The sequence below is a fragment of the Streptococcus sp. CF8_St5-11 genome (genome assembly GCF_024295625.1).
In the GTDB taxonomy this organism is placed as follows: Bacteria; Bacillota; Bacilli; order Lactobacillales; family Streptococcaceae; genus Streptococcus.
This window is the reverse complement of record NZ_JANCOJ010000002.1, coordinates 214161-235354: the sequence shown is the minus strand read 5'-3', so window position 1 is coordinate 235354 and position 21194 is coordinate 214161. Positions and strand designations below refer to the sequence as shown.

The 21194-nt window shown below is 41.4% G+C and carries 14 protein-coding genes and 1 pseudogene; 3 read left to right on the top strand and 12 right to left on the bottom strand.

The window, feature by feature from the left end; translation table 11 throughout:
- Nucleotides 1–14: 14 nt before the first annotated feature.
- The 9 genes from atpB to NMM13_RS04815 form a co-directional block, all read right to left on the bottom strand.
- Entirely contained in the window at nucleotides 15–728 is a 714-nt protein-coding gene (gene atpB, locus NMM13_RS04855) for a F0F1 ATP synthase subunit A (RefSeq protein ID WP_004219958.1), read from the bottom strand.
- Between the two features lie 33 nt (nucleotides 729–761).
- Complete coding sequence (locus tag NMM13_RS04850; RefSeq protein ID WP_003006433.1) at nucleotides 762–962, bottom strand: F0F1 ATP synthase subunit C; 201 nt, start codon at nucleotides 960–962, stop codon at nucleotides 762–764.
- A 228-nt stretch (nucleotides 963–1190) separates the two neighbouring features.
- Nucleotides 1191–7145, bottom strand: coding sequence for a ZmpA/ZmpB/ZmpC family metallo-endopeptidase (locus NMM13_RS04845; protein WP_254727812.1), 5955 nt, complete (start codon nucleotides 7143–7145; stop codon nucleotides 1191–1193).
- A gap of 233 nt (nucleotides 7146–7378) precedes the next feature.
- On the bottom strand, nucleotides 7379–8806 hold the full coding sequence (gene glgA, locus NMM13_RS04840; RefSeq protein ID WP_003006424.1) for a glycogen synthase GlgA: 1428 nt from the start codon (nucleotides 8804–8806) through the stop codon (nucleotides 7379–7381).
- A complete protein-coding gene (glgD, locus tag NMM13_RS04835) occupies nucleotides 8806–9942 on the bottom strand; it encodes a glucose-1-phosphate adenylyltransferase subunit GlgD (RefSeq protein ID WP_223325358.1) in 1137 nt (378 codons plus the stop codon). Before glgD ends, glgA begins: the two co-directional genes overlap by 1 nt.
- Entirely contained in the window at nucleotides 9932–11074 is a 1143-nt protein-coding gene (locus NMM13_RS04830; RefSeq protein ID WP_070586547.1) for a glucose-1-phosphate adenylyltransferase, read from the bottom strand. Before NMM13_RS04830 ends, glgD begins: the two co-directional genes overlap by 11 nt.
- Nucleotides 11075–11124: 50 nt before the next feature.
- Entirely contained in the window at nucleotides 11125–13032 is a 1908-nt protein-coding gene (gene glgB / locus NMM13_RS04825; protein ID WP_254727814.1) for a 1,4-alpha-glucan branching protein GlgB, read from the bottom strand.
- 329 nt (nucleotides 13033–13361) lie between these two features.
- A complete protein-coding gene (ptsP, locus tag NMM13_RS04820) occupies nucleotides 13362–15095 on the bottom strand; it encodes a phosphoenolpyruvate--protein phosphotransferase (protein ID WP_003006414.1) in 1734 nt (577 codons plus the stop codon).
- 4 nt (nucleotides 15096–15099) lie between these two features.
- Entirely contained in the window at nucleotides 15100–15363 is a 264-nt protein-coding gene (locus NMM13_RS04815; protein ID WP_003006411.1) for a phosphocarrier protein HPr, read from the bottom strand.
- Between the two features lie 476 nt (nucleotides 15364–15839).
- On the opposite strand from NMM13_RS04815, the gene nrdH reads away from it, so the two are divergent.
- The 3 genes from nrdH (at nucleotide 15840) to nrdF (ending at nucleotide 19422) form a co-directional block, all read left to right on the top strand.
- Complete coding sequence (nrdH, locus tag NMM13_RS04810) at nucleotides 15840–16058, top strand: glutaredoxin-like protein NrdH (protein ID WP_155125655.1); 219 nt, start codon at nucleotides 15840–15842, stop codon at nucleotides 16056–16058.
- A 121-nt stretch (nucleotides 16059–16179) separates the two neighbouring features.
- Nucleotides 16180–18339, top strand: coding sequence for a class 1b ribonucleoside-diphosphate reductase subunit alpha (gene nrdE / locus NMM13_RS04805; RefSeq protein ID WP_254727816.1), 2160 nt, complete (start codon nucleotides 16180–16182; stop codon nucleotides 18337–18339).
- A gap of 123 nt (nucleotides 18340–18462) precedes the next feature.
- Entirely contained in the window at nucleotides 18463–19422 is a 960-nt protein-coding gene (gene nrdF, locus NMM13_RS04800) for a class 1b ribonucleoside-diphosphate reductase subunit beta (RefSeq protein WP_003011591.1), read from the top strand.
- 110 nt (nucleotides 19423–19532) lie between these two features.
- On the opposite strand, the pseudogene NMM13_RS04795 reads toward nrdF, so the two are convergent.
- From NMM13_RS04795 to NMM13_RS04785, 3 genes and pseudogenes are all read right to left on the bottom strand, one after another.
- Nucleotides 19533–19964: pseudogene (locus NMM13_RS04795) on the bottom strand (DHHA1 domain-containing protein); the annotation flags it as partial.
- Between the two features lie 148 nt (nucleotides 19965–20112).
- Nucleotides 20113–20439 (bottom strand): hypothetical protein, encoded by a 327-nt coding sequence (locus tag NMM13_RS04790; protein ID WP_151191482.1) that lies wholly within the window; start codon nucleotides 20437–20439, stop codon nucleotides 20113–20115.
- A gap of 531 nt (nucleotides 20440–20970) precedes the next feature.
- On the bottom strand, nucleotides 20971–21144 hold the full coding sequence (locus tag NMM13_RS04785; RefSeq protein ID WP_254727818.1) for a CRISPR-associated endonuclease Cas2: 174 nt from the start codon (nucleotides 21142–21144) through the stop codon (nucleotides 20971–20973).
- Nucleotides 21145–21194: the final 50 nt, after the last annotated feature.

The window sequence follows — 21194 nt, the reverse complement described above, 5'->3', positions numbered from 1 at the left end:
TACTCCTCCTCTACTTACTCTTCGCCATTAATTTTCTTACCAATATAGATTGATGACAACATGGTAAACACATAGGCTTGGATACATGAAATAAAAATTGAAAATGCAGTCCATGCCATGCTACCAATAAAGGCAAATGGATACCAATAGAAAGCTTGGTGTGATAAGTTCACGAGCAAGCTTGCTAATACCTCACCCGCAAAGATATTTCCGAAGATCCGAAGTGCCAAGGAGGCAAAGTTCGTTAATTCTTCCAAAATATTCATGGGGGTCATAAATCCAGGTGTCACAAAAGCCTTTAAATATTCCTTCACACCACGTCGGCGAATTCCTTCTACATGGGCGATTAAGGTGATCAAAAATGAAAAGGCAAAGTCATAACCCAGGTTAGCGGTTGGTGATGTCCACAAATTGTAACCATTGGTCGTTTCGATTTTAGCCATCAATCCAATGTTATTGGCCACTAAAAGAAATAGGAAAAGAACAAACAAGAACAAGGAATAGTCCTTTATATAATGTTCCCCAATATTTCCTTTGGTGAAGCCTACGACAAAGTCATATGCGTATTCCAGCACATTTTGTTTGCCCTTTGGTCGGATCGTCATTTTACGGCTGGCCCAATAAATAAAGCCAAAAACCACCAAAACAGCAATCAAGGTCATAGCAAGTAGGGTCAAATTAAAAGTTACAGGTCCAAGAGTTATCGTTGGAGTGATACTTTCTTCCAAGTTTTGACACCTCCTTTTCTAAAATAGAAGTGCTTATTTGATAATGAAGGCCATAACCAAGGTTACGAAGAAAGTACCTTCGACAAAGGCAACACCAAGAATCAAGAGGCTACGCAATTGACCAATAATTTCTGGTTGACGAGACGCAGATTTCAATAGGCTGCTCATCATCAAACCTTCTGCCAGTGATACACCAAAGCAGGCTAAACAAAGACCTAAAAATGTTAAATTCATGATGAATTCTCCTTTTATAAATTTTACCTCCTTAGTTTACTCCTAAAAGATATAATAGTCAAATATTTCCTAGAAAAGAAAGCGTTTTTGTTAAATTACGTTATTTTTTTAATATGATAATTTTTCCGCTCTACGATTGATTACTTTTAATTTTTAGACACTTTATCCACCTCTATTCATTTTTTCTTCTAAAAAACTCTCACCTGCTCAGCAGATGAGAGAATTCAATTATTTAAAGATAGACGTTTTAAAACTATCTGTTTGTTGCAGCAATTTCTTAAAGATTTTTTCTTTCAGTGCAACCGTATTGTCAAATTTGACAGAACCGTTACTTAGAGTAACCTTATCTTTATCCACTGCTTCAGCAAATGCACGTTTCAAGCCTTCATAGCTATTGTAGGTCTTCCCATCGATGTCAATAGCCTGAATTCCATTTTTGGCACTGGTCACCACTTCATTGAAGTAAGCTTTCTTCCAGTCTTCAAGGGTACTGAATCTTCCATCAGAAATCTTCTGAATGACGAAGTCATCTCCTAGAGTGGCACGTCCAGCTTGTTTGGACTCTTGTTTATACTTGTTTGAAGCATAACCCAGGAATCCTTTTTCATAGCCATAGTAACCCCAGAGTCTGAAGGTATTGTGTTTGAAGGACATGGCTCCAGGAGCCCCTTCACTGGTGTTCCCACCATAGATACCTGTCATCATCGGCACAGTCACATAGGCTGAACCAAAGTCAGATGGATTATAGACGCCATTTCCAGGACCACGGTTGGTCATGAAATTGTTGGTGATGAGGTCATCTACTGTATTTAAAGCAATCGCTTTTTCCTCATCACTCAAAGCCCGAACCTTATCGAATTGATTCTTGGTGTTCGCTCCTCGGTATTGTTTATCAACCTTCTTGAACCAAGCATTGTTTAAGTCCTTACTATGTTTGTCCAATACAGCTTCCCCTTCTAGGTAATCCAGAAGCATGAGCGTATCGTTATAACCTTTCATGTAGCGATCAATCTCATCACGTGATTGAAGATTGTTTGGATTGGTATTGTACCATTGGTTGCCATCGTTAGGACGTTCATAGGCCATGTTGAGACCTAAGGCTTTGTATTCCCCATTTGGATTAGATACAGATGGTGTTTGGAGCATTCCTTGGGCAAAGGCTTCAATATCTGTTCCTTCGCGGTGTCTCCAACCACCTAAGTAAACCATACGGTCATTGACATGCGTCGTTTCGTGGGTAAAGGCAGAAACCCCAAAGTCACTAATCATATCGGTCACCATGAAGAAGACAGAGTCGTCTTTATATGGATTTCCGTAAATTCGAGCTACAGCCCCCATGCGCCAATCTGTCGCATGGTAACGATCGGTAGGCCCGTACAATTCACGGATTGGAGCGACATCTTTGCCACTATCTGTATGTCCATAACGATCTGTGCTAATGCCTTTATAGTTTTGGTTATCGAGAACAGGGGTCGGCACCATATTGTTGCTCTTCAGGAGCTGATTGCGAACCTTATCCGTTGCGAGACGTGACCAGAAATCCAGGTAATCCTGTTGTCCTTTAGCCACCTTGTCGATTTCCGCTTTGAAGGCATTTCGTTCCGCTTCTGTGTTCTTACCATATTTCTCGAAGGAACTATAGGCCATGGTATTGTAGGTTGAAATCAAGAACATATGGGCATCTTTTAAGTTCAAGAGTGGCAAGATCATTTTACCGTGAACATCATTGTTTAAGCCCTCATAGGCTCTGTGTTTAGCAGACGCGAATGCTGGATTGGTCGTCTCAGGCTCCACAATATAGACATTGTCTTTGGTTGCTTTGATGAACCAATCGTTCAAGTCTGTCTCTTTTGTAAAGAGCTCCATATTGTACTTCAAGAAGTCATTTAAGTTACCAGAAAGAGTCGATTTAGCCACAACTTCACGGAAGGCATCGTGGGTACGAGTCCCTTTGATGTAGTCTTCTTTTGAACCAATTTCAATCAAACGGTCTAAGACATCAACATTCTTCCCATAAAAATCTGGCTTGAACAACATGAGTTGCTTGATATTGAAGTTATCAAACTTAACTCCGTAGTAACGATTGAGGTAAGACAAACCAAGAAGAACAGCGGCCTTGTTGTCATCAACTTTCTTGATAAGGGCCCGTTTGGCAGCCTCATCTGTGTTCAATTGATGGTCTTGGTTTTCAACCAACTGTTTGACAAAGTGAGTCAAATTATCCTTGACTGCTTGGAAGCTTTCTTCAAGGTAAAGGTTCTTAATAGCATTGACCTTGTTAGGACCTGTTCTACCAAGATGGGTGTAGATTGGATCTGATTGCAATTCTACTGGACTTAGTTTCCCTACGATAGCACTGATGAGATCGCTCCGGTCTTTGTCCACCATATTTGGCGTGTAGACCACTTCACCGAGCTCCGCCACACTGTACTCTTTGACTTGTTTAACTTTAGACTCTTTCGGTGAAATGCTAAAGATATCTTTTGTCTTATCGGCATAATGGATCAGGATGTGATCAGCATCAGCTAGTTCAGTAACAAAATCATTGCCCTTCATAGCGGTCACAGACAAGACTTCCTTGGTCAAGAGAGGACTCGTTGCAGCCAGTTTATTCCCTTGGTCGACAATCCATTCTTTGTTGTAGAAAGGTTGCAATTTAGCGATATTGCGGTAAGCTAGCTCACGAGTCGCATCGTAACCAGTGATGGCCTTGTATTGATCGTCTTTGCTAACAAGGTGATTGAGCGTATCTTCAATCGGCTTACTGCTGGTATATTTATCAGCAGTGATTCCCATTGCTTCGATTTTCTGCTCAACTTCTGCCAGCGAGATGCTTGGGATTTTACGGGAATTGTTAAAGGATTTTTTCCCTTCACTCACGCCGTCCACACTGTAATTGCGCTTGGTTCTTGAATAGGTAAAGTAATCATCTGCGTCAATATCCGAGTGTCCGAAGACCATCTCACCTGTTTTGACTTTCATCATGGTGATGTTGTCTTCAATGGCACCCAAGGCCCAGTTGGTCCCCAGTAAGCCACCAGATTGGACCGCTTCTTTCAGTTCAATCGAACCTTTAGCAACGGAGTTTCTGAGGACCCCTTCTTTACCTACTGTATGGTTATTGCCACCATTTTGGGAGGAGTAGACGAGACCTGCCGCTTTGGCTTTGTTCCCAGTCATTTCAGCATCAACGTAAGCCTTTTCTACAATACCTTTCCAGTTCTCGCCAACAACACCTGCTAGATAGCCACCTTTATTGCCAGCAGCGTGCAGTTTCCCGATGAAGGCAACATTACTGACCTTCCCACTACCATCAATTTTATTGATAATACCAGCTACATCGTTGTTTCCAACAACGCTTCCTGTTACTTTAACATTTTCGACAGTCGCATTATTTTTGATGACACCTGCGATCGGTGCTACTCGATCAAATCCAGGCATGTCAATGTTAACATTTTCAAGCAAGAGATTCTTAACAGTACCACCTTCGATGTTACCAAATAACGGTCTCGTAATGTTATGGATAGCAAATGTATTGCCTTCTGTACTTTCCAATATTCCCTTGAAGGCATTGGTTACATAAGACTTGCCAGCTGGTTGCACATTACTTGCATTCATACTGCTACCAAGCTTAAAGATACCAGTCGGATTGGCTTGCATAGCTTTTACAAGTTCGTTGAAATTGTAGTAGACATCTCCTTCATGAGCTTTCGGCTTCGCAATATAGTGGACATAGTCCTCACTGAACTGGTTGTCCGCAGTCCGTTGGATGAGATCAGGAGCTTTGGCTGTTACTTTGTAGAGGGTTGCGCCATCTACCGTCACTTCTTCGATTTTATCAACGGCTAGTTTTGTAATCTTATTATCATGGGTGGTGACCTTTAAGTAGTAAGGCTTCACATCTGATGGTGTTTCAGACAAGAGGCTGCTATCGGTCTCAAGACCTTGGTCATCCACGCTAATCAGACTGGTTTCCTTGATGTTTTTGATTTCAACTTTTTTAAGATCAATTCTCAGTGGTTCTTCCTTGAGAACTTCTTCTTCATCCCCATTTCCACGGTCATAGACCATGGTCGTTGCGAGCGTATAATCCTTGTAGTAGTCCAAGTCCGCTAAAGCAGCTGCCAAGTCCGTCTCTGAAAGGGTCAGGGTTTTCACCACTTGATCACCCTTCTTCAATACAGCCTGGATGGACTTGATGGTCACACCGTCTGGTTTATCCAAATGATAGGTAGCTTTAGCACTGCGCTTCAATTCTTCCTTATCGACCTGGGTCAAAGTTAAGGTAGGCTTTTCAAGTTCTTTGGTCCCTTGTTGAATGATCTGATCTTGGGCTTGTTCTAGTACTTCTTCAGAAATTGTAGGAGCATCCGTTGTTTTGACACCTTTAATGGTCTTATAGACCTTGGTGATTTTTTTCTTCCCATTTTTACCGACTTGAGAAACCCTTTCGGTTCCTTTTAGCAAGGTGGCATCTTGTTCGGTTACCGTCTTAAATGGAATTTCTTCAAAAGCAACTTCCTCTGTTTGGCCTTCAATCGCCTTACTCCCACGACTAATTTTTTCTGTCACAGGAGCTTTTACCGTTTCAGTTGTCGTGCTCACGGGCTCGCCAATCTTCTCACCATTGACCGTCTTATAAACACGACGAATCTCCTGACTACCAGCCTCGCCTTTCTGAAGAAGGCTTTCTTCATCGGTGTAACGATTGGCATCCGTTACATACTCTGTTTCATATGGAAGGATTACCGTTTCTGTCTCTGTTACCGTCCCTTCCGTAACTTGATAGGTTGGATTCTCCGGTTGAACAGGAGCTTCACCGACATGACCTTCTTCCTGTGTTCCCTTAGCTTCCACCACACCTGTATAAGTAGGGTTCTCTGGTTGAACAGGGGCTTCGCCGACATGGCCTTCTTCCTGTGTTCCCTTGGATTCTACTACACCTGTATAGGTTGGGTTCTCCGGTTGAACAGGAGCTTCGCCGACATGGCCTTCTTCCTGTGTTCCCTTAGCTTCCACCACACCTGTATAGGCTGGGTTCTCTGGTTGAACAGGAGCTTCGCCGATATGGCCTTCTTCCTGTGTTCCTTTATCTTCCACCACACCTGTATAGGTTGGCTTCTCCGGTTGAACAGGAGCTTCACCGACATGACCTTCTTCTTGTGTCCCCTTAGCCGTTACAACTGGAGAAGGATTGGGTTGAGGGGTTGGTTGGGCATCTTCTTTTGTCCCAACAGCAAGAATTTGTGAAACTGGTTCTTTAGTGACCTTGCTTTCAACGACTCTGCGAACTTCTTGTCCATCTACCACACTCACTTCTGTCAATAGGGTCCGCTCCCCATTTTGACCAGCAGTCAGCACCTTGGTTTGCCCTTTAGGTAATGTAGGATCAGCTTGTTTGACAGTTTCAAATGGCACAGGCTCAGTAGAGACTTCCAGGCTTGGTTTTTCAACTTGAGGAAAGGCTGGAGAGACTTCTGGGGTCACACGAGCTTGTGCTTCCACTTGTGGAATACCTGTACTTGTTTTGATCGTTCCTTCTACAGAAGGTTTCGTTTCCTGCATAGCCTTTGGCTCTCGTAAGCTCGTCTTTTGGACTGACGGGTAGCGCAGATAACCAATATAGTCATAACCGTCAATTTGAATCACGCCATTTGCAAGATCTTTGCTCGATGCGATCGCAAGATCCTGATTATAGGCGCGCAAAACTTGATTTTGTAGGGCTGCGACTTCAACTGGAAGTAGAAGACTTTGTCCCATGGCTCCAATCAAAAGGACGCCCATGACCTTCTTCCGGTGCTTTTTAGAGAGTAAGAGGACCGCAAAGGAAGCTGTGGCTAGACTTAGCCCAAAAAGGGCGACTTCCTGACTTCCTGTTTGAGGAAGAACCGACTGAATTGCTTCCTTCTTCTTATAGACGAGATAGAAAGTATCTTCATTTTGATACTCTTCAGGGATTGCATGAATCACCTGTGCTTTTTCTTCAGCAGTCAGCTCTTCTTCTGTCACATATCCTAAGTGAACATGAGCAGGTAGAGTCATCTGATCTGCTTTGACAGGACGAGCTCCTAACAAGCTTCCTCCTAATAAAAAGGCTCCAATGGCCACCGGACCAACACCGACAGTTAATTTCCGAATCGAATATTTGGTCATTTTTTCAAACGTTTGTTTCGCTTTTTTCATCCTAAAATTCCTATATAGTAATATTTAACCCTCGAGCAGGGACCTGATTATTTTTAGAGAGGATGGGATCCTTTCCAGAAATAAGAACCTTCCCGGGATTTTTTACCTTTACCTATCTTATCTTTTTTCTTCTATTTTAGCAAGCTCTAAAACTCAAAAAAATAAACCGTTTTCTTTATAGGAAGAAAGCAACACAAAAAACGCCTCGAAAGGCGTTTGTATTATAGATCTATTTATAAGGATTGGTACAAATCATTGTATCGTTGACTAGCCGTATCCCATGAGAAGTCACGCGTCATAGCTTGCTCTTGGAGACCATACCAAGCCTGTTTGTCATTGTAGTAGACAGCCAAGGCTTCATCAACTGCCCAGTTAAACCAATAGCCAGACAAATTATTGAAACTAAAGCCTGTTCCACTTCCATCAACAGCATTATACGGTTGGACCGTATCTCGAAGTCCGCCGACTTCATGCACTAAAGGAAGGGTTCCATAACGCATGGCCATCATTTGAGAAAGACCACACGGTTCAAAACGGCTTGGCATCAAGAAGACATCCGACGCTGCATAGATTTCTTGGGCCAATTGGACATCAAATGTGATATTCGCTGAAAGTTTATCTGGGTAGGCTTGACCAAACCAAGCAAAGGCATTTTCAAATCCAGGATCTCCTGTACCGAGCAAGACAATCTGAATATCCTTTTGCAAGAGTTGATGCAACTCTTCTACCACCACGTCAAAGCCTTTTTGACGTGTCAAACGAGAGACGATCCCAAACAAAGGAACATCATCGCGAACAGGTAGACCGACACGTTCTTGAAGAGCTCGTTTACTAGCTGCTTTACCTGAAAGATCTGAGAGACTGAAGTGATACGTCAAGAGTGGATCCGTTTCAGGATTATACAGATCTGCATCAATCCCGTTAACAATTCCGGTCACCTTGCCAGACTCCATCCGAAGGATCTGATCCAAGCCACAACCATATTCAGCAGTCATAATCTCATGCGCATAGCTAGGAGAAACAGTTGTCACACGGTCAGCATATAGAATGCCGGCTTTCATCCAGTTCAGGCAATCATTCCATCGAAGTGTTCCATCTGCATAGCGTTCAAATCCAACTCCGAAAAGATCCCACAACATTCCTGGGTCGAACTGACCTTGGAATTCCAAATTATGGATGGTCAATACTGTCTTAATTCCATGATAAGCTTGAATCCAACGGTATTTTTCCTTCAGCAAGAAAGGAATCATCGCCGTATGGTAATCATGGGCATGAAGAACATCTGGAATGAAGTCAACTCGTTCCATCGTTTCTAAGGCCGCGAGCTGGAAGAAGGCAAAGCGTTCGCCATCATCGAAGTCACCATACACATGACCTCTAAAGAAATAATGTTGGTTATCAATAAAGTAAAAGGTGACTCCATCGCGCACAATGCGTTTCACACCAACATATTGACTTCTCCAGCCAACCTTGGTCTCAAAATGCAAGACATCTTCGATTTGATCTCCAAACTTAGCCTCTACCATATCATAGTAAGGGAGGATCACGCGCACATCATGACCACTTTTCGCTAAGGATTTAGGAAGAGCGCCAATAACGTCTCCCAAACCACCTGTTTTAGAAAACGGTGCTCCTTCAGCTGCAACAAATAATAGTTTCATTAGACAATATCCTCTGTAACAATCGTTCCTTTTTTAACCACGACAGGTGCTTCTTCTGTCCCACGAATCGTCACACCAGCAGCCACTTCAACACCCTTATCCAGAATGGCATGTTCGACGATTGCATTTTCATGAATCACAACACCAGGGAAGAGAAGGCTACTGCGTACTTCTGAACCTTCATAAAGGCGTACCCGACGTGAAACAATGGAACGTTCAACGGTTCCTTCTACAATACTACCCGAAGCAAATTGAGACGTTTTAATATGTGAAGTCTTGGAATAATACGTTGGTTCTTCATTCTTCACTTTCGTATACACCTTTTGGTTTGGTGAAAAGAGCTTCATGAATTTTTGGTTTTCCAACATATCCAAGTTTGCATGGTAGTATGATTCAACTGAATGAATATTGGCTAAGTAACCTGTATATTCAAAGGCAAAAGCATTGTATTCCACCGCCAAATCACGCAAGATATAGCGCAATTTTTGTGGGTATTCTTTCTTGGCTTCTTCTTCAATTTTTTCAATCAACCAAGGAGTGTCCACAATAAAGACATCTGTTGACATGTTGTAGACTTCGTCAGGATCCTTGCCATCAAAAAGTCTTTGCTCTGTAACATGGTCTGTTTCATCAATTTTCAAGACAGCATTGACTTCAGAGATATTTTGAAGATGCAACTTTTTGTAAACAACTGTAATCGGACGGTCAACGCTATTATGCAAGTGGAAAACTTGATTGAGGTCAATATTCATCAAAACATCACAGTTTAAAGCAACTGTTTGGTTGGAACCAGACCGTTTCAAATAGGTCAATAATTGTTGGTAGTATTCTGGCCCTACCGTTGTATTTTCAACTGGAGTATTATAGATTCCGAGGTAATAGTGGCTCAATAAAGTAGACAAGCCCCACTCACGACCTGAACGAATATGGTCAAAGACCGAACTAATATTTTCTTGTTGGAAAATCCCAAAAACACTACGAATACCAGCATTCGCAAGGCTAGACAATGGGAAGTCAATCAAGCGGTATTTCCCATCAAACGGTAGGGAGGCTACCGGACGATGGCTGGTCAAAGTGGACATATCATGATACCCAACTGTATTTCCTAAAATGGCTGAATATTTATCAATCTTCATCTGTTGCTACCCCCACTTTTTCATTGTAACCGACAACTTGTACTTCCTCTGTTCCATCAATCACGACACCTTCTGCAATGACTGCGCCTTCTCCAATAATCGCGCGTTTCACAACAGCTCCTTTACCGATAATGGCATTGCTCATCACGACAGCATCTTCGACAACTGCTCCTTCACGAACTTGAGCTTCTGTTGATAAGATGGAGTGTTTGACTGTACCGTCTACCGAACAACCATCGACGACAAGAGAATCTTCGATGTGGCCATTTTCCCCAAAGAAGTTCGGTGGAGAAATGAGGTTGCGTGAATAGATTTTCCAGTGACGATCGCGACTATCCAAGGCATTATTTGGATCGATATATTCCATATTGGCTTCCCAAAGAGACTCAATCGTACCAACGTCTTTCCAATAACCATTGAATTCATAAGCATAAACACTTTCGCCTGATTCTAGATACGTTGGAATGACATTTTTACCGAAGTCTGACATATCGATATCACTCTTTTCAGCAGCAACCAACATATTGCGCAGACGAGCCCAGTCAAAGATGTAAATTCCCATGGAAGCCTTGGTAGATTTTGGTTCAGCTGGTTTTTCTTCAAATTCGACAATCCGATTATTGGCATCTGTATTCATGATTCCAAAACGGCTTGCTTCCTTCAAAGGGACATCTAGGACGGCAACAGTCAAGCTTGCGTTATTATCCTTGTGCGCTTGAAGCATGTCATCGTAATCCATCTTGTAGATGTGGTCCCCAGATAGAATCAAGACATATTCCGGATTGATGCTATCGATATAGTCGATGTTTTGAAGAATCGCATGACTAGTTCCTTCGAACCACCGATTTCCTTCACTAGCTGAATAAGGTTGGAGAATAGACACACCTGTATTGATTCCATCCAAGCCCCAGCTGGAACCATTTCCAATATGGCTGTTAAGTGCAAGGGGTTGGTACTGTGTAATCACACCAACATTGTGAATTCCTGAGTTGGCACAGTTTGAGAGAGCAAAATCGATAATCCGATAGCGCCCACCAAATTGAACCGCAGGTTTCGCGATGTTTTTGGTTAATTTTCCAAGACGTGTTCCTTGCCCACCGGCAAGAATTAAAGCGAGCATTTCATTCTTCATTGACTACTTCCTCTTTTTAAAGCTTGGACTCCCTTAGAGTCAACCGATCATCATTTTTTATCTGATGTTTTAGATTTCGTTTTGCGAACCTTCCGTTTCACCTTCCAAATGCTAGCCCCTAAAGCCGGCAAAGTAAAGGTCAAAGTTTGTTCATAATCCTTCCACAGTCCATCTTGAGACTGAACTGTCGGATTGTGCTCTTTCCAGACACCTCCCCATTCTTCTAATTCTGTATTCCAAATTTCTTCATAGACCGCTGATACAGGCACACCAATCGTAAAGTCCTTGCGTTCCACTGGTGCCATATTGAAGACGCACACCAAAAGATCGCCTTTACGATTTTTCCGGATCATAGACAAGACGCTCTGATCCCGGTTATCTGCATCAATAATCTCTAAGCCATCAAAGCTATCATCAATCTCCCACAATTCCTTGTGTTCTTTGTAGAAATGATTGAGCTGAGAAGTGAAACGACGCATCTTCGCATTCATTTCATCCTCTAGATTGCCCCATTCCAGTTGCTCTTCTGACTTCCATTCTAAAAATTGACCAAATTCTGAACCCATAAAGAGTAATTTCTTACCTGGATGGCAAATCTGATAGGTCAAGAGGTTACGGAGTCCAGCAAATTGATTGTAACGATCTCCCCACATCTTATGCATCAAACTCTTCTTACCATGCACCACTTCATCGTGTGAGAATGGTAGTAAGAAGTTTTCAGAAAATGCATACATGAAACTAAAGGTTACCAGGTTAAAGTCAAATTTCCGGTAGATGGGATCTTCTTCGTAGAATCGAAGGATATCATTCATCCAACCCATATTCCATTTATAGTCAAAGCCAAGTCCACCTTCTTCTTCAGAACCCGTGATCTTTTGACCAGCAGAACTTTCTTCTGCAATCATCATGACATCTGGGTGTTCGTTCTTGATAATCGCATTCAACCGTCTAAGGAAATGAACGCCTTCGTAGTTGAGGTTTCCACCATCAATATTTGGTGTCCATGGACCACTATCGTAGTCCAGATAGAGCATATTGCTCACAGCATCGACCCGAATCCCATCTAAATGATAGGTATCAATCCAAAACTTCAAACTAGAAATCAAGAATGACTGGACTTGATTCTTTCCTAAGTCGAAGTTCAAAGCTCCCCATCCGTAGTTATGGGCACGATGTTCATCCTGGTATTCAAAGGTTGGTGTTCCATCATAATACGCCAAGGCATCATCATTGATAATGAAATGTCCTGGTACCCAATCCACGATCACTCCGATATTGTTGAGGTGGCATTCTTCCACGAAGTCTTGAAACTCTTCTGGACTACCATAAGTCTGCTCAAGTGCAAAATATCCCATGAGCTGATAGCCCCAACTCAAGCCCAATGGATGGGCCATCACTGGCATAAATTCCACGTGGGTGTAGTTCATCTCCACTAAATACGGAATCAATTCTTCTTTTAGTTGTTTGAAGGTATAGGAACTGTGATCCTCATTACGTTTCCACGATCCTGCGTGAACCTCATAAATATTAACAGGTCGTTCCTTAAAACCAAGTTTTTTGCGGCGTGCTCTCCAAAGACCATCTTTCCAGTTTTTCTCTGGAATGGTCTTAATAATAGATCCTGTATTGGGTCTCTTTTCCATCCATAACGCTAGAGGATCGATTTTTTGCACCTGATGACCATTTTGTCGAGTCACCAAATACTTGTAAATATCTCCCTCTTTTGCATCGGAACAGAAGACTTCCCAGACGCCTCCTTCATTACGAACCATTGGAATTTTACGGTCTTCCCAATCAGTGAAATCACCAATCAGATCCACAGCCTGAGCATTGGGAGCCCAAACACGGAAGGTAAAACCTTCTTGTTCTCCTCTTGTTTCCTTGTGAGCTCCTAAGTACTCTTGAAGATGGAAATTATCCCCTCTTCCAAATGTCCATAAATCTGTGCTTCTATCCATATACTCACCTCTTTATTTTTTGAAAGCGTTTTCTAATTGTTTTTATTTTACTATAAAATCACTTAATTTTCAAGTTGATTCCTGTAAAATCATGTAAAATTATCAGGAAAAGTTTTTCCATTTTCTTTCCCGAACCTTTTACTTCATTCCTTCGCTTTCCTCCTAATCTTACTTACGATTATACTATATATACGAGAAAAATTAAACAAAAAACCGAACATTCAAATCACTATTTTTATTACTAACTAGTTTATTACGAATAAAATGAACATTTTTATGAACAATGTAAAAAAAGACTAAGACAGATTTGTCTTAGTCTTGATCGACTCTTAGTCTACGTTCACGTATTCTTTTGAAAGTTCAAGAACTTCTTCCATTGTTGAACATTCAGTCAGAGCACGGTTAGCGTATTCTTGCATTTTAGCTGTGTCGAGTTTCTTCATCAAGCTACGTGTACGAAGGACAGATGTCGCTGACATAGAGAACTCATCCAAGCCCATTCCGACAAGAAGTGGAACAGCAGTTTGATCACCGGCCATTTCACCACACATACCTGCCCATTTGCCTTCAGCGTGCGCCGCTTTGATCACGTTGTTGATCAAACGAAGGATAGATGGGTTATATGGTTGGTAAAGGTATGAAACTTGTTCGTTCATACGGTCAGCAGCCATTGTGTATTGGATCAAGTCGTTTGTACCAATTGAGAAGAAATCAACTTCTTTAGCAAATTGGTCCGCAAGCATCGCAGCAGCTGGGATTTCAATCATGATACCTACTTGGATATCATCTGCCACAGCAACACCTTCCGCAAGCAATTTAGCCTTTTCTTCTTCAAGAATACCTTTAGCTGTACGGAACTCAGTCAACAAAGCAACCATTGGGAACATGATCCGCAATTTACCGTGAACAGATGCACGAAGCAATGCACGCAATTGTGTACGGAACATTTGATTACCAGTTTCAGAGATAGAAATACGCAAAGCACGGAAACCTAAGAATGGGTTCATTTCTTTAGGAAGGTCGAAGTAAGGAAGTTCTTTATCCCCACCGATATCCATTGTACGAACAACCACAGGTTTACCATTCATACCTTCAAGAACAGCTTTGTAAGCTTCGTATTGGTCATCTTCCGTTGGGAAGTCTTGAGAATCCATGTACAAGAATTCTGTACGATAGAGACCAACAGCTTCTGCACCATTATCGTTTACACCTTCAACGTCTTTAGGTGTGCCGATGTTAGCAGCCAATTCGAAGTGTTTTCCATCAGCAGTCACTGTTTTCGCATCTTTAAGGAGAGCCCATTCAGCTTTTTGTTTGGCATAAGCTTCACCAGCTGCTTTGAACTCTGCAATTTGTTCTTCAGTAGGGTTGATCACCACTTCACCAGTGATCCCTGAAACAGCCAAAACATCGCCATCTTTGACAAGTTCTGTGATGTTATTTGTACCAAGAACAGCTGCGATTTCAAGTGTACGAGCCATGATAGCTGAGTGACTGGTACGTCCACCGATATTCGTAACAAAAGCTTTTACATACTTTTTGTTCAACTGTGCTGTATCAGATGGAGTCAAGTCATGCGCAACCACGATTGCTTCTTCATTGATAGAAGCAGGGTTTGGCAATTTCTTACCAAGCAAGTTGGCAAGGACACGTTTGGTAACGTCACGAATATCTGCTGCACGTTCTTGCATGTAAGGATTGTCTTCCATTCCTTCAAAGATCGCAATGAACATGTCAGTGACTTCTTTCAAGCCAGCTTCTGCATTGATTTTTTTCGTACGAATCGTTTCTTTGATCTGACCAATCATTTCAGGGTCAGCGAGAACCATCATATGCGCATCAAAAACTTGCGCTGCTTCTTCACCAAGGCTTGCTACTGCATTCTCCCGAATAAGAGAAAGCTCGTTTTGTGAAGCTTCAAGAGCTGCATCCAAACGAGCTTCTTCTGCACTTGTATCTTCGACTGAAACAGTCTCAAATGATAAGTCTGGTTGAATGAGCAAATATGCCTTAGCAACGGCAACACCGTCAGATGCTGCAATTCCTTTTAGCATTTTTGTCATATTTTTAAGCCAATCCTTCTTTAGTCATTGTTTCTGAGATAGCTGCGATCGCATCATCAGCGTCAGCACCTTCAGCAGAAATTACAACGTCAGCACCTTGACCAACACCAAGGCTCATAACACCCATGATTGATTTCAAGTTAACTGATTTACCTTTGTATTCAAGAGTGATGTCTGATGCAAATTTGCTAGCAGTTTGAACCAACAAAGTTGCTGGACGTGCGTGGATACCTGTTTCTGCCACGATGTGGAAATCTTTAGAAGCCATAATTGGACTCTCCTTTTAAAAAATAGTTTTTGAGTTACCTTTTGATAACCCTTACAATTTGGTATTATATCATCTTTTGAAATTTTTTTCAAGATTTTTATCACTGACTTACAGAAAAAGACTGCGAAAAATCCCAATTTAGATACATTCTAAGAAGCTACTGAAGAATGGAGAACAAATCTTTTCAATTTTCTACTATATTATAAGTAACATTTTCCTCCGCTTTCAAATAAAAAGAAGCAAGTGTACCACAGGATATTGATTCACCAAAAAATTATAACTAATTAAAGATGCTTTAAAGCCTATTCCTATCCCATTTCTTGGAATTTCTCAATTTCTGTTCACCACAATATATTGTGTTTTAAAAACCCCATTTCATATCTTTGCACAATATTTAGTTTTATTTTGTTGACAAGTTGCTGGATTTTGTTTATACTGTTTACAGATTTATATTTCGATAGGAGAACGAAAAAGAAATGGTAACCATTTATTCAAAAAATAATTGTGTTCAGTGCAAAATGACAAAACGATTCCTCGATAGCAATCACGTGGAATACCGCGAAATTAACTTAGATGAACAGCCAGAATTTGTAGAACATGTTAAAAACCTTGGCTTCAATGCTGCTCCAGTTATTCAAACACAGGATGAAGTATTTTCTGGTTTTCAACCAGCTAAGTTGAAGAAACTTTCTTAATAAACACAGTATTTTGCTTAAATAGGGGTCTAGCGTTAGCAACCTAACACTAGACCTTTTACTTGTAAAGAGAGGACTTCTCCTCTTCATTTTTTTGAACTAGAACTAGAAAAGGATTATTATGGGATTAAAATCTCTTGAAGATGTGACGTATTTTCGTCTTAACAATGAAATCAACCGTCCAGTAAACGGCCAAATCATGCTTCATAAAGATAAAGAAGCTTTAGATGCTTTCTTTAAAGAAAATGTTGTACCAAATACTAAAGCCTTTGACTCGATTACAGACAAGATTCAGTACCTTCTCGAGCACAATTACATTGAGAGAGCTTTTATCGAGAAATATCGTCCTGAATTTTTAGAGGAATTGGCCCAATTTATCAAAGACCAAAACTTCCAATTCAAGTCCTTCATGGCGGCTTATAAATTCTATAACCAATACGCTCTGAAAACAAACGATGGAGAATATTATCTTGAAAGTATGGAAGACCGTGTCTTCTTCAATGCTCTCTACTTTGCAGATGGAAATGAAGCTATCGCGCGAGATATCGCAAACGAAATTATCCACCAACGCTACCAACCAGCTACTCCTTCTTTCTTAAACGCTGGTCGTGCCCGCCGCGGAGAATTAGTTTCTTGTTTCTTGATCCAAGTAACCGATGACATGAATGCGATCGGACGTTCTATCAACTCTGCCCTCCAACTTTCACGTATCGGTGGTGGGGTTGGAATCTCCCTCAGCAATCTTCGCGAAGCTGGAGCACCGATCAAGGGCTATGAAGGAGCTGCTTCTGGGGTCGTACCTGTTATGAAACTGTTTGAAGATAGCTTCTCTTACTCGAACCAATTGGGACAACGCCAAGGGGCTGGGGTGGTTTACCTCAATGTCTTCCACCCAGATATCATCGCCTTCCTTTCAACTAAGAAAGAAAACGCCGATGAAAAAGTTCGGGTTAAGACTCTTTCACTTGGCGTCGTCGTACCAGACAAGTTCTACGAGTTGGCTCGTAAGAATGAAGAAATGTATCTCTTCAGCCCATACTCTGTAGAGCGTGAATACGGAGTGCCATTCAACTACATCGATATCACTGAAAAATACGATGAGTTGGTTGCTAATCCAAACATCCGCAAGACAAAAATCAAGGCCCGTGATTTGGAAACTGAAATTTCAAAATTGCAACAAGAATCTGGCTACCCATATGTAGTTAACATCGATACTGCTAACCGGGCAAATCCAGTTGATGGGAAAATCATCATGAGTAACTTGTGTTCAGAGATCCTCCAGGTTCAAGAGCCAAGCTTGATCAACGATGCCCAAGAATTTGTCCAAATGGGAACAGACGTCTCCTGTAACCTTGGTTCCACCAACGTGGTTAACATGATGACTTCACCTGATTTTGGACGTTCTATTCGTGCCATGGTCCGTGCCTTGACCTTCGTCACTGATAGTTCTCATATCGTCGCTGTTCCTACTATCGACCACGGAAATAGCCTTGCGCATACCTTTGGTCTTGGAGCCATGGGACTTCATAGCTACCTTGCCCAACAATTGATTGAATATGGATCACCTGAATCTGTTGAGTTTACGAGCATCTACTTCATGCTCATGAACTACTGGACTCTCGTAGAATCAAACAATATCGCACGTGAACGAGGCATTACCTTCCACAACTTTGAAAAATCAGACTATGCCAACGGTAGCTACTTTGATAAGTACACGACTGGAGAATTTGTACCAAAATCTGATCGCGTCAAAGAACTCTTTAAAGATATCTTCATCCCTAGTGCAGAAGACTGGGCAGAATTGCGTGCGAAGGTTCAAGCAGATGGTCTTTACCACCAAAATCGCTTGGCTGTTGCACCAAATGGATCTATCAGCTACATCAATGACGTATCTGCTTCTATCCACCCAATCACACAACGGATTGAAGAACGCCAAGAGAAGAAAATCGGGAAGATCTACTACCCTGCAGCTGGATTGTCAACAGATACCATTCCATACTACACTTCTGCCTACGACATGGATATGCGTAAGGTGATTGATGTTTATGCGGCTGCAACTGAGCACGTAGACCAAGGTCTTTCACTGACCCTCTTTATGCGCAGTGACATTCCAAAAGGTCTTTACGAATGGAAAACTGAAAACAAACAAACCACTCGTGACTTATCTATCCTTCGTAACTACGCCTTTAACAAGGGTATCAAGTCTATCTACTATGTCCGTACCTTTACAGATGATGGTGGAGAAGTTGGTGCCAACCAATGTGAAAGCTGTGTCATCTAAGACACTCAGATCCATTGCTACCAAAAAGTCGGTTCGCCGACTTTTTGTGCGGTATTCTAACAATTGTGTTAAAATAATAATGATTGTATGATCGAATGAATTAGAAAAAGAAAGAGATTTCAAATGGAAACTTACTACAAAGCCATTAACTGGAATGCCATCGAGGATGTCATCGATAAATCTACTTGGGAAAAGCTAACCGAACAATTTTGGTTGGATACACGTATTCCTTTGTCAAACGACTTGGATGACTGGAGAAAGTTGTCTAATAAAGAAAAAGACCTAGTTGGTAAAGTCTTTGGTGGATTGACGCTCTTGGATACCATGCAGTCTGAAACGGGTGTGCAAGCTCTTCGTGCAGATATTCGTACGCCTCATGAAGAAGCCGTCTTTAACAACATCCAATTTATGGAATCTGTCCACGCTAAGTCTTACTCTTCTATCTTTTCGACCTTGAATACCAAGTCAGAAATCGAAGAGATTTTCGAATGGACCAACACCAATCCTTTCCTTCAAAAGAAGGCAGAAATCATCAACGAAATCTATCTCAATGGGACCCCTCTTGAAAAGAAAGTCGCCAGCGTTTTCCTTGAAACCTTCCTCTTCTACTCTGGTTTCTTCACACCTCTCTACTATCTTGGAAACAACAAGTTGGCCAACGTAGCTGAGATCATCAAGTTGATCATTCGGGACGAATCTGTTCACGGAACCTATATCGGCTACAAGTTCCAACTTGGATTTAACGAATTACCAGAAGAAGAACAAGAGAAACTCAAAGAGTGGATGTATGATCTTCTCTACACCCTCTATGAGAATGAAGAAGGCTACACAGAGAGCCTCTATGACGGTGTGGGCTGGACAGAGGAAGTCAAGACCTTCCTTCGCTACAACGCCAATAAAGCCCTCATGAACTTGGGACAAGACCCGCTCTTCCCAGACTCAGCAGATGACGTTAACCCAATCGTCATGAACGGAATTTCAACCGGTACCTCTAACCACGACTTCTTCTCTCAAGTCGGAAATGGTTACCTTCTCGGTGAAGTAGAAGCCATGCAGGATGACGATTACAATTACGGACTATAAGAAGAAAAACCTTTCCAGACGGAAAGGTTTTTTTGTTGCAATCTTTTTCTAATTGGATTTACTTCTTTTTTGAAAAAAGAGGTTGGACAAAGATCCAACCTCTCCGATGATTACAATTTACCTGCTACAGCATCCAACAATTCTTGGATTTTCGCTTGGTTGCTTCCTCCTGCCATGGCCATGTCTGGTTTACCACCACCACGTCCATCGACGATTGGAGCCAATTCTTTGATCACATTTCCTGCATGGACCTCTTTTGTCTTGCTGGCTACAAGGACATTGACCTTGTCACCGATAGCTGCGACAAGAACAAGGACGTCAGAGTAATCTTTTTGTTTCCAGTTATCCGCAAAGGTACGAAGAGCACCTGCATCTGATACAGAAACTTGGCTAGCAATGTAACGGTGACCGTTTGCTTCTTGAACATCCTTGAAGACATCACCTGCTGCTGCAGCCGCTGCTTTTTCCTTCAATTTTGCATTTTCTTTTTACAATTGACGGAGTTGCTCTTGAAGACCTTCCACCTTGTGAGGAACTTCCTTATTTGAATCATTTACTGGAGTTGGAACTTGTACAGCTTTTATGAGATTTGTAAGACTGTTTCCATCTCCTCTCGAGGGTTTGGTGGCTTCCTACTTAAAAATAATCTTACGTTTTTTAGTGTTTTTCATTTTTAGTTTCTCCTTGATTTTAATTAATTGTGTTTTTATCAGTATAATAGATATCCCCTATTTTATAAATATCATAGTCACTGGGGTGAACGTGTATTTTGTGTTCTTTTTGGTTGTATTCATCCCACAAGATGAATTGTAAGTATTCACCATCATCAGTTTTTCCAACAATTTCACGATCTTGTGGATTAGGGTTTTTCACTATCTGCTCTTGTTTCTCTTTCTCTAATCTATCATAGATATTAGATAGGTCATTTCCAGCCTTGAAAATGAACATAATGACTATTGTACTAAAGAAAATCCCAAAACATAGTAAATTGAGTAATGCTCTATTAAATCTTCCCATTTTATTCCTTTCTTATAACTCATCGTCTAAATATTTAATAATTTCACCAATAATTTTCTCTTCTGTATCAGATGAAAACTTAGAATTAACTTGTTTCCTATAGCTCCCTGATGCTTCTCTGACAATATCAGAATAATAGATACATTGAATGTATTGCAAGCGTATAACATCAGTCATTAAGCTGTATTTTGAACCTTTACGCCCTCCATAACTTTCATCAAACGTAGAAGGAATTTGAGCTCTTTCAATCCACTATCAAGGGTTAGGGGGGCCTACTTCATATGCTGCATCCCAAAAAGGGAATCAACACACAGTATAGTTCCTACCTGGAAACAATCCTAAGTATACCATATTTTACTAGAGCTTTCAGCTAGAAGAACAAACAATCTTCACGTTCTATTGATCTCTCACCCCATTCAAACGAACGGTTTCCTCCAAACTACCGACATAGATGATATTGTTGTCCTCTTGCTTGGCATCATAAGAATTTTGACGAGCACCAAGTAAAATCTGATAACTAGAGACCTCTAACTATAAATCAACCTCAAAACAAGAGCGTTGCACTCGAATATCAAATACCTCTAGAAGTTTAGCCAATTTCAAGCTCCGTTTAATGCTGGTGATATCGTAGATAATCGAGCAAAAGAGAGACTTTTTCTTGGCGAACTCTTTCTCATCTCCTGATAAACGATAGAATAATCCCATTAGTTATCTCCTGTATCACATGTTCGATAAGATTGAGGACCTAGCTCCTC

What these genes read in the sequence shown, in the direction of transcription:
- NMM13_RS04850 (WP_003006433.1), bottom strand. Translation starts at nt 962, where the DNA reads ATGAATTTAACATTTTTAGGTCTTTGTTTAGCCTGCTTTGGTGTATCA.
- NMM13_RS04845 (WP_254727812.1), bottom strand. Translation starts at nt 7,145, where the DNA reads ATGAAAAAAGCGAAACAAACGTTTGAAAAAATGACCAAATATTCGATT.
- glgA (WP_003006424.1), bottom strand. Translation starts at nt 8,806, where the DNA reads ATGAAACTATTATTTGTTGCAGCTGAAGGAGCACCGTTTTCTAAAACA.
- glgD (WP_223325358.1), bottom strand. Translation starts at nt 9,942, where the DNA reads ATGAAGATTGATAAATATTCAGCCATTTTAGGAAATACAGTTGGGTAT.
- NMM13_RS04830 (WP_070586547.1), bottom strand. Translation starts at nt 11,074, where the DNA reads ATGAAGAATGAAATGCTCGCTTTAATTCTTGCCGGTGGGCAAGGAACA.
- glgB (WP_254727814.1), bottom strand. Translation starts at nt 13,032, where the DNA reads ATGGATAGAAGCACAGATTTATGGACATTTGGAAGAGGGGATAATTTC.
- ptsP (WP_003006414.1), bottom strand. Translation starts at nt 15,095, where the DNA reads ATGACAAAAATGCTAAAAGGAATTGCAGCATCTGACGGTGTTGCCGTT.
- NMM13_RS04815 (WP_003006411.1), bottom strand. Translation starts at nt 15,363, where the DNA reads ATGGCTTCTAAAGATTTCCACATCGTGGCAGAAACAGGTATCCACGCA.
- nrdH (WP_155125655.1), top strand. Translation starts at nt 15,840, where the DNA reads ATGGTAACCATTTATTCAAAAAATAATTGTGTTCAGTGCAAAATGACA.
- nrdE (WP_254727816.1), top strand. Translation starts at nt 16,180, where the DNA reads ATGGGATTAAAATCTCTTGAAGATGTGACGTATTTTCGTCTTAACAAT.
- nrdF (WP_003011591.1), top strand. Translation starts at nt 18,463, where the DNA reads ATGGAAACTTACTACAAAGCCATTAACTGGAATGCCATCGAGGATGTC.
- NMM13_RS04790 (WP_151191482.1), bottom strand. Translation starts at nt 20,439, where the DNA reads ATGGGAAGATTTAATAGAGCATTACTCAATTTACTATGTTTTGGGATT.
- NMM13_RS04785 (WP_254727818.1), bottom strand. Translation starts at nt 21,144, where the DNA reads ATGGGATTATTCTATCGTTTATCAGGAGATGAGAAAGAGTTCGCCAAG.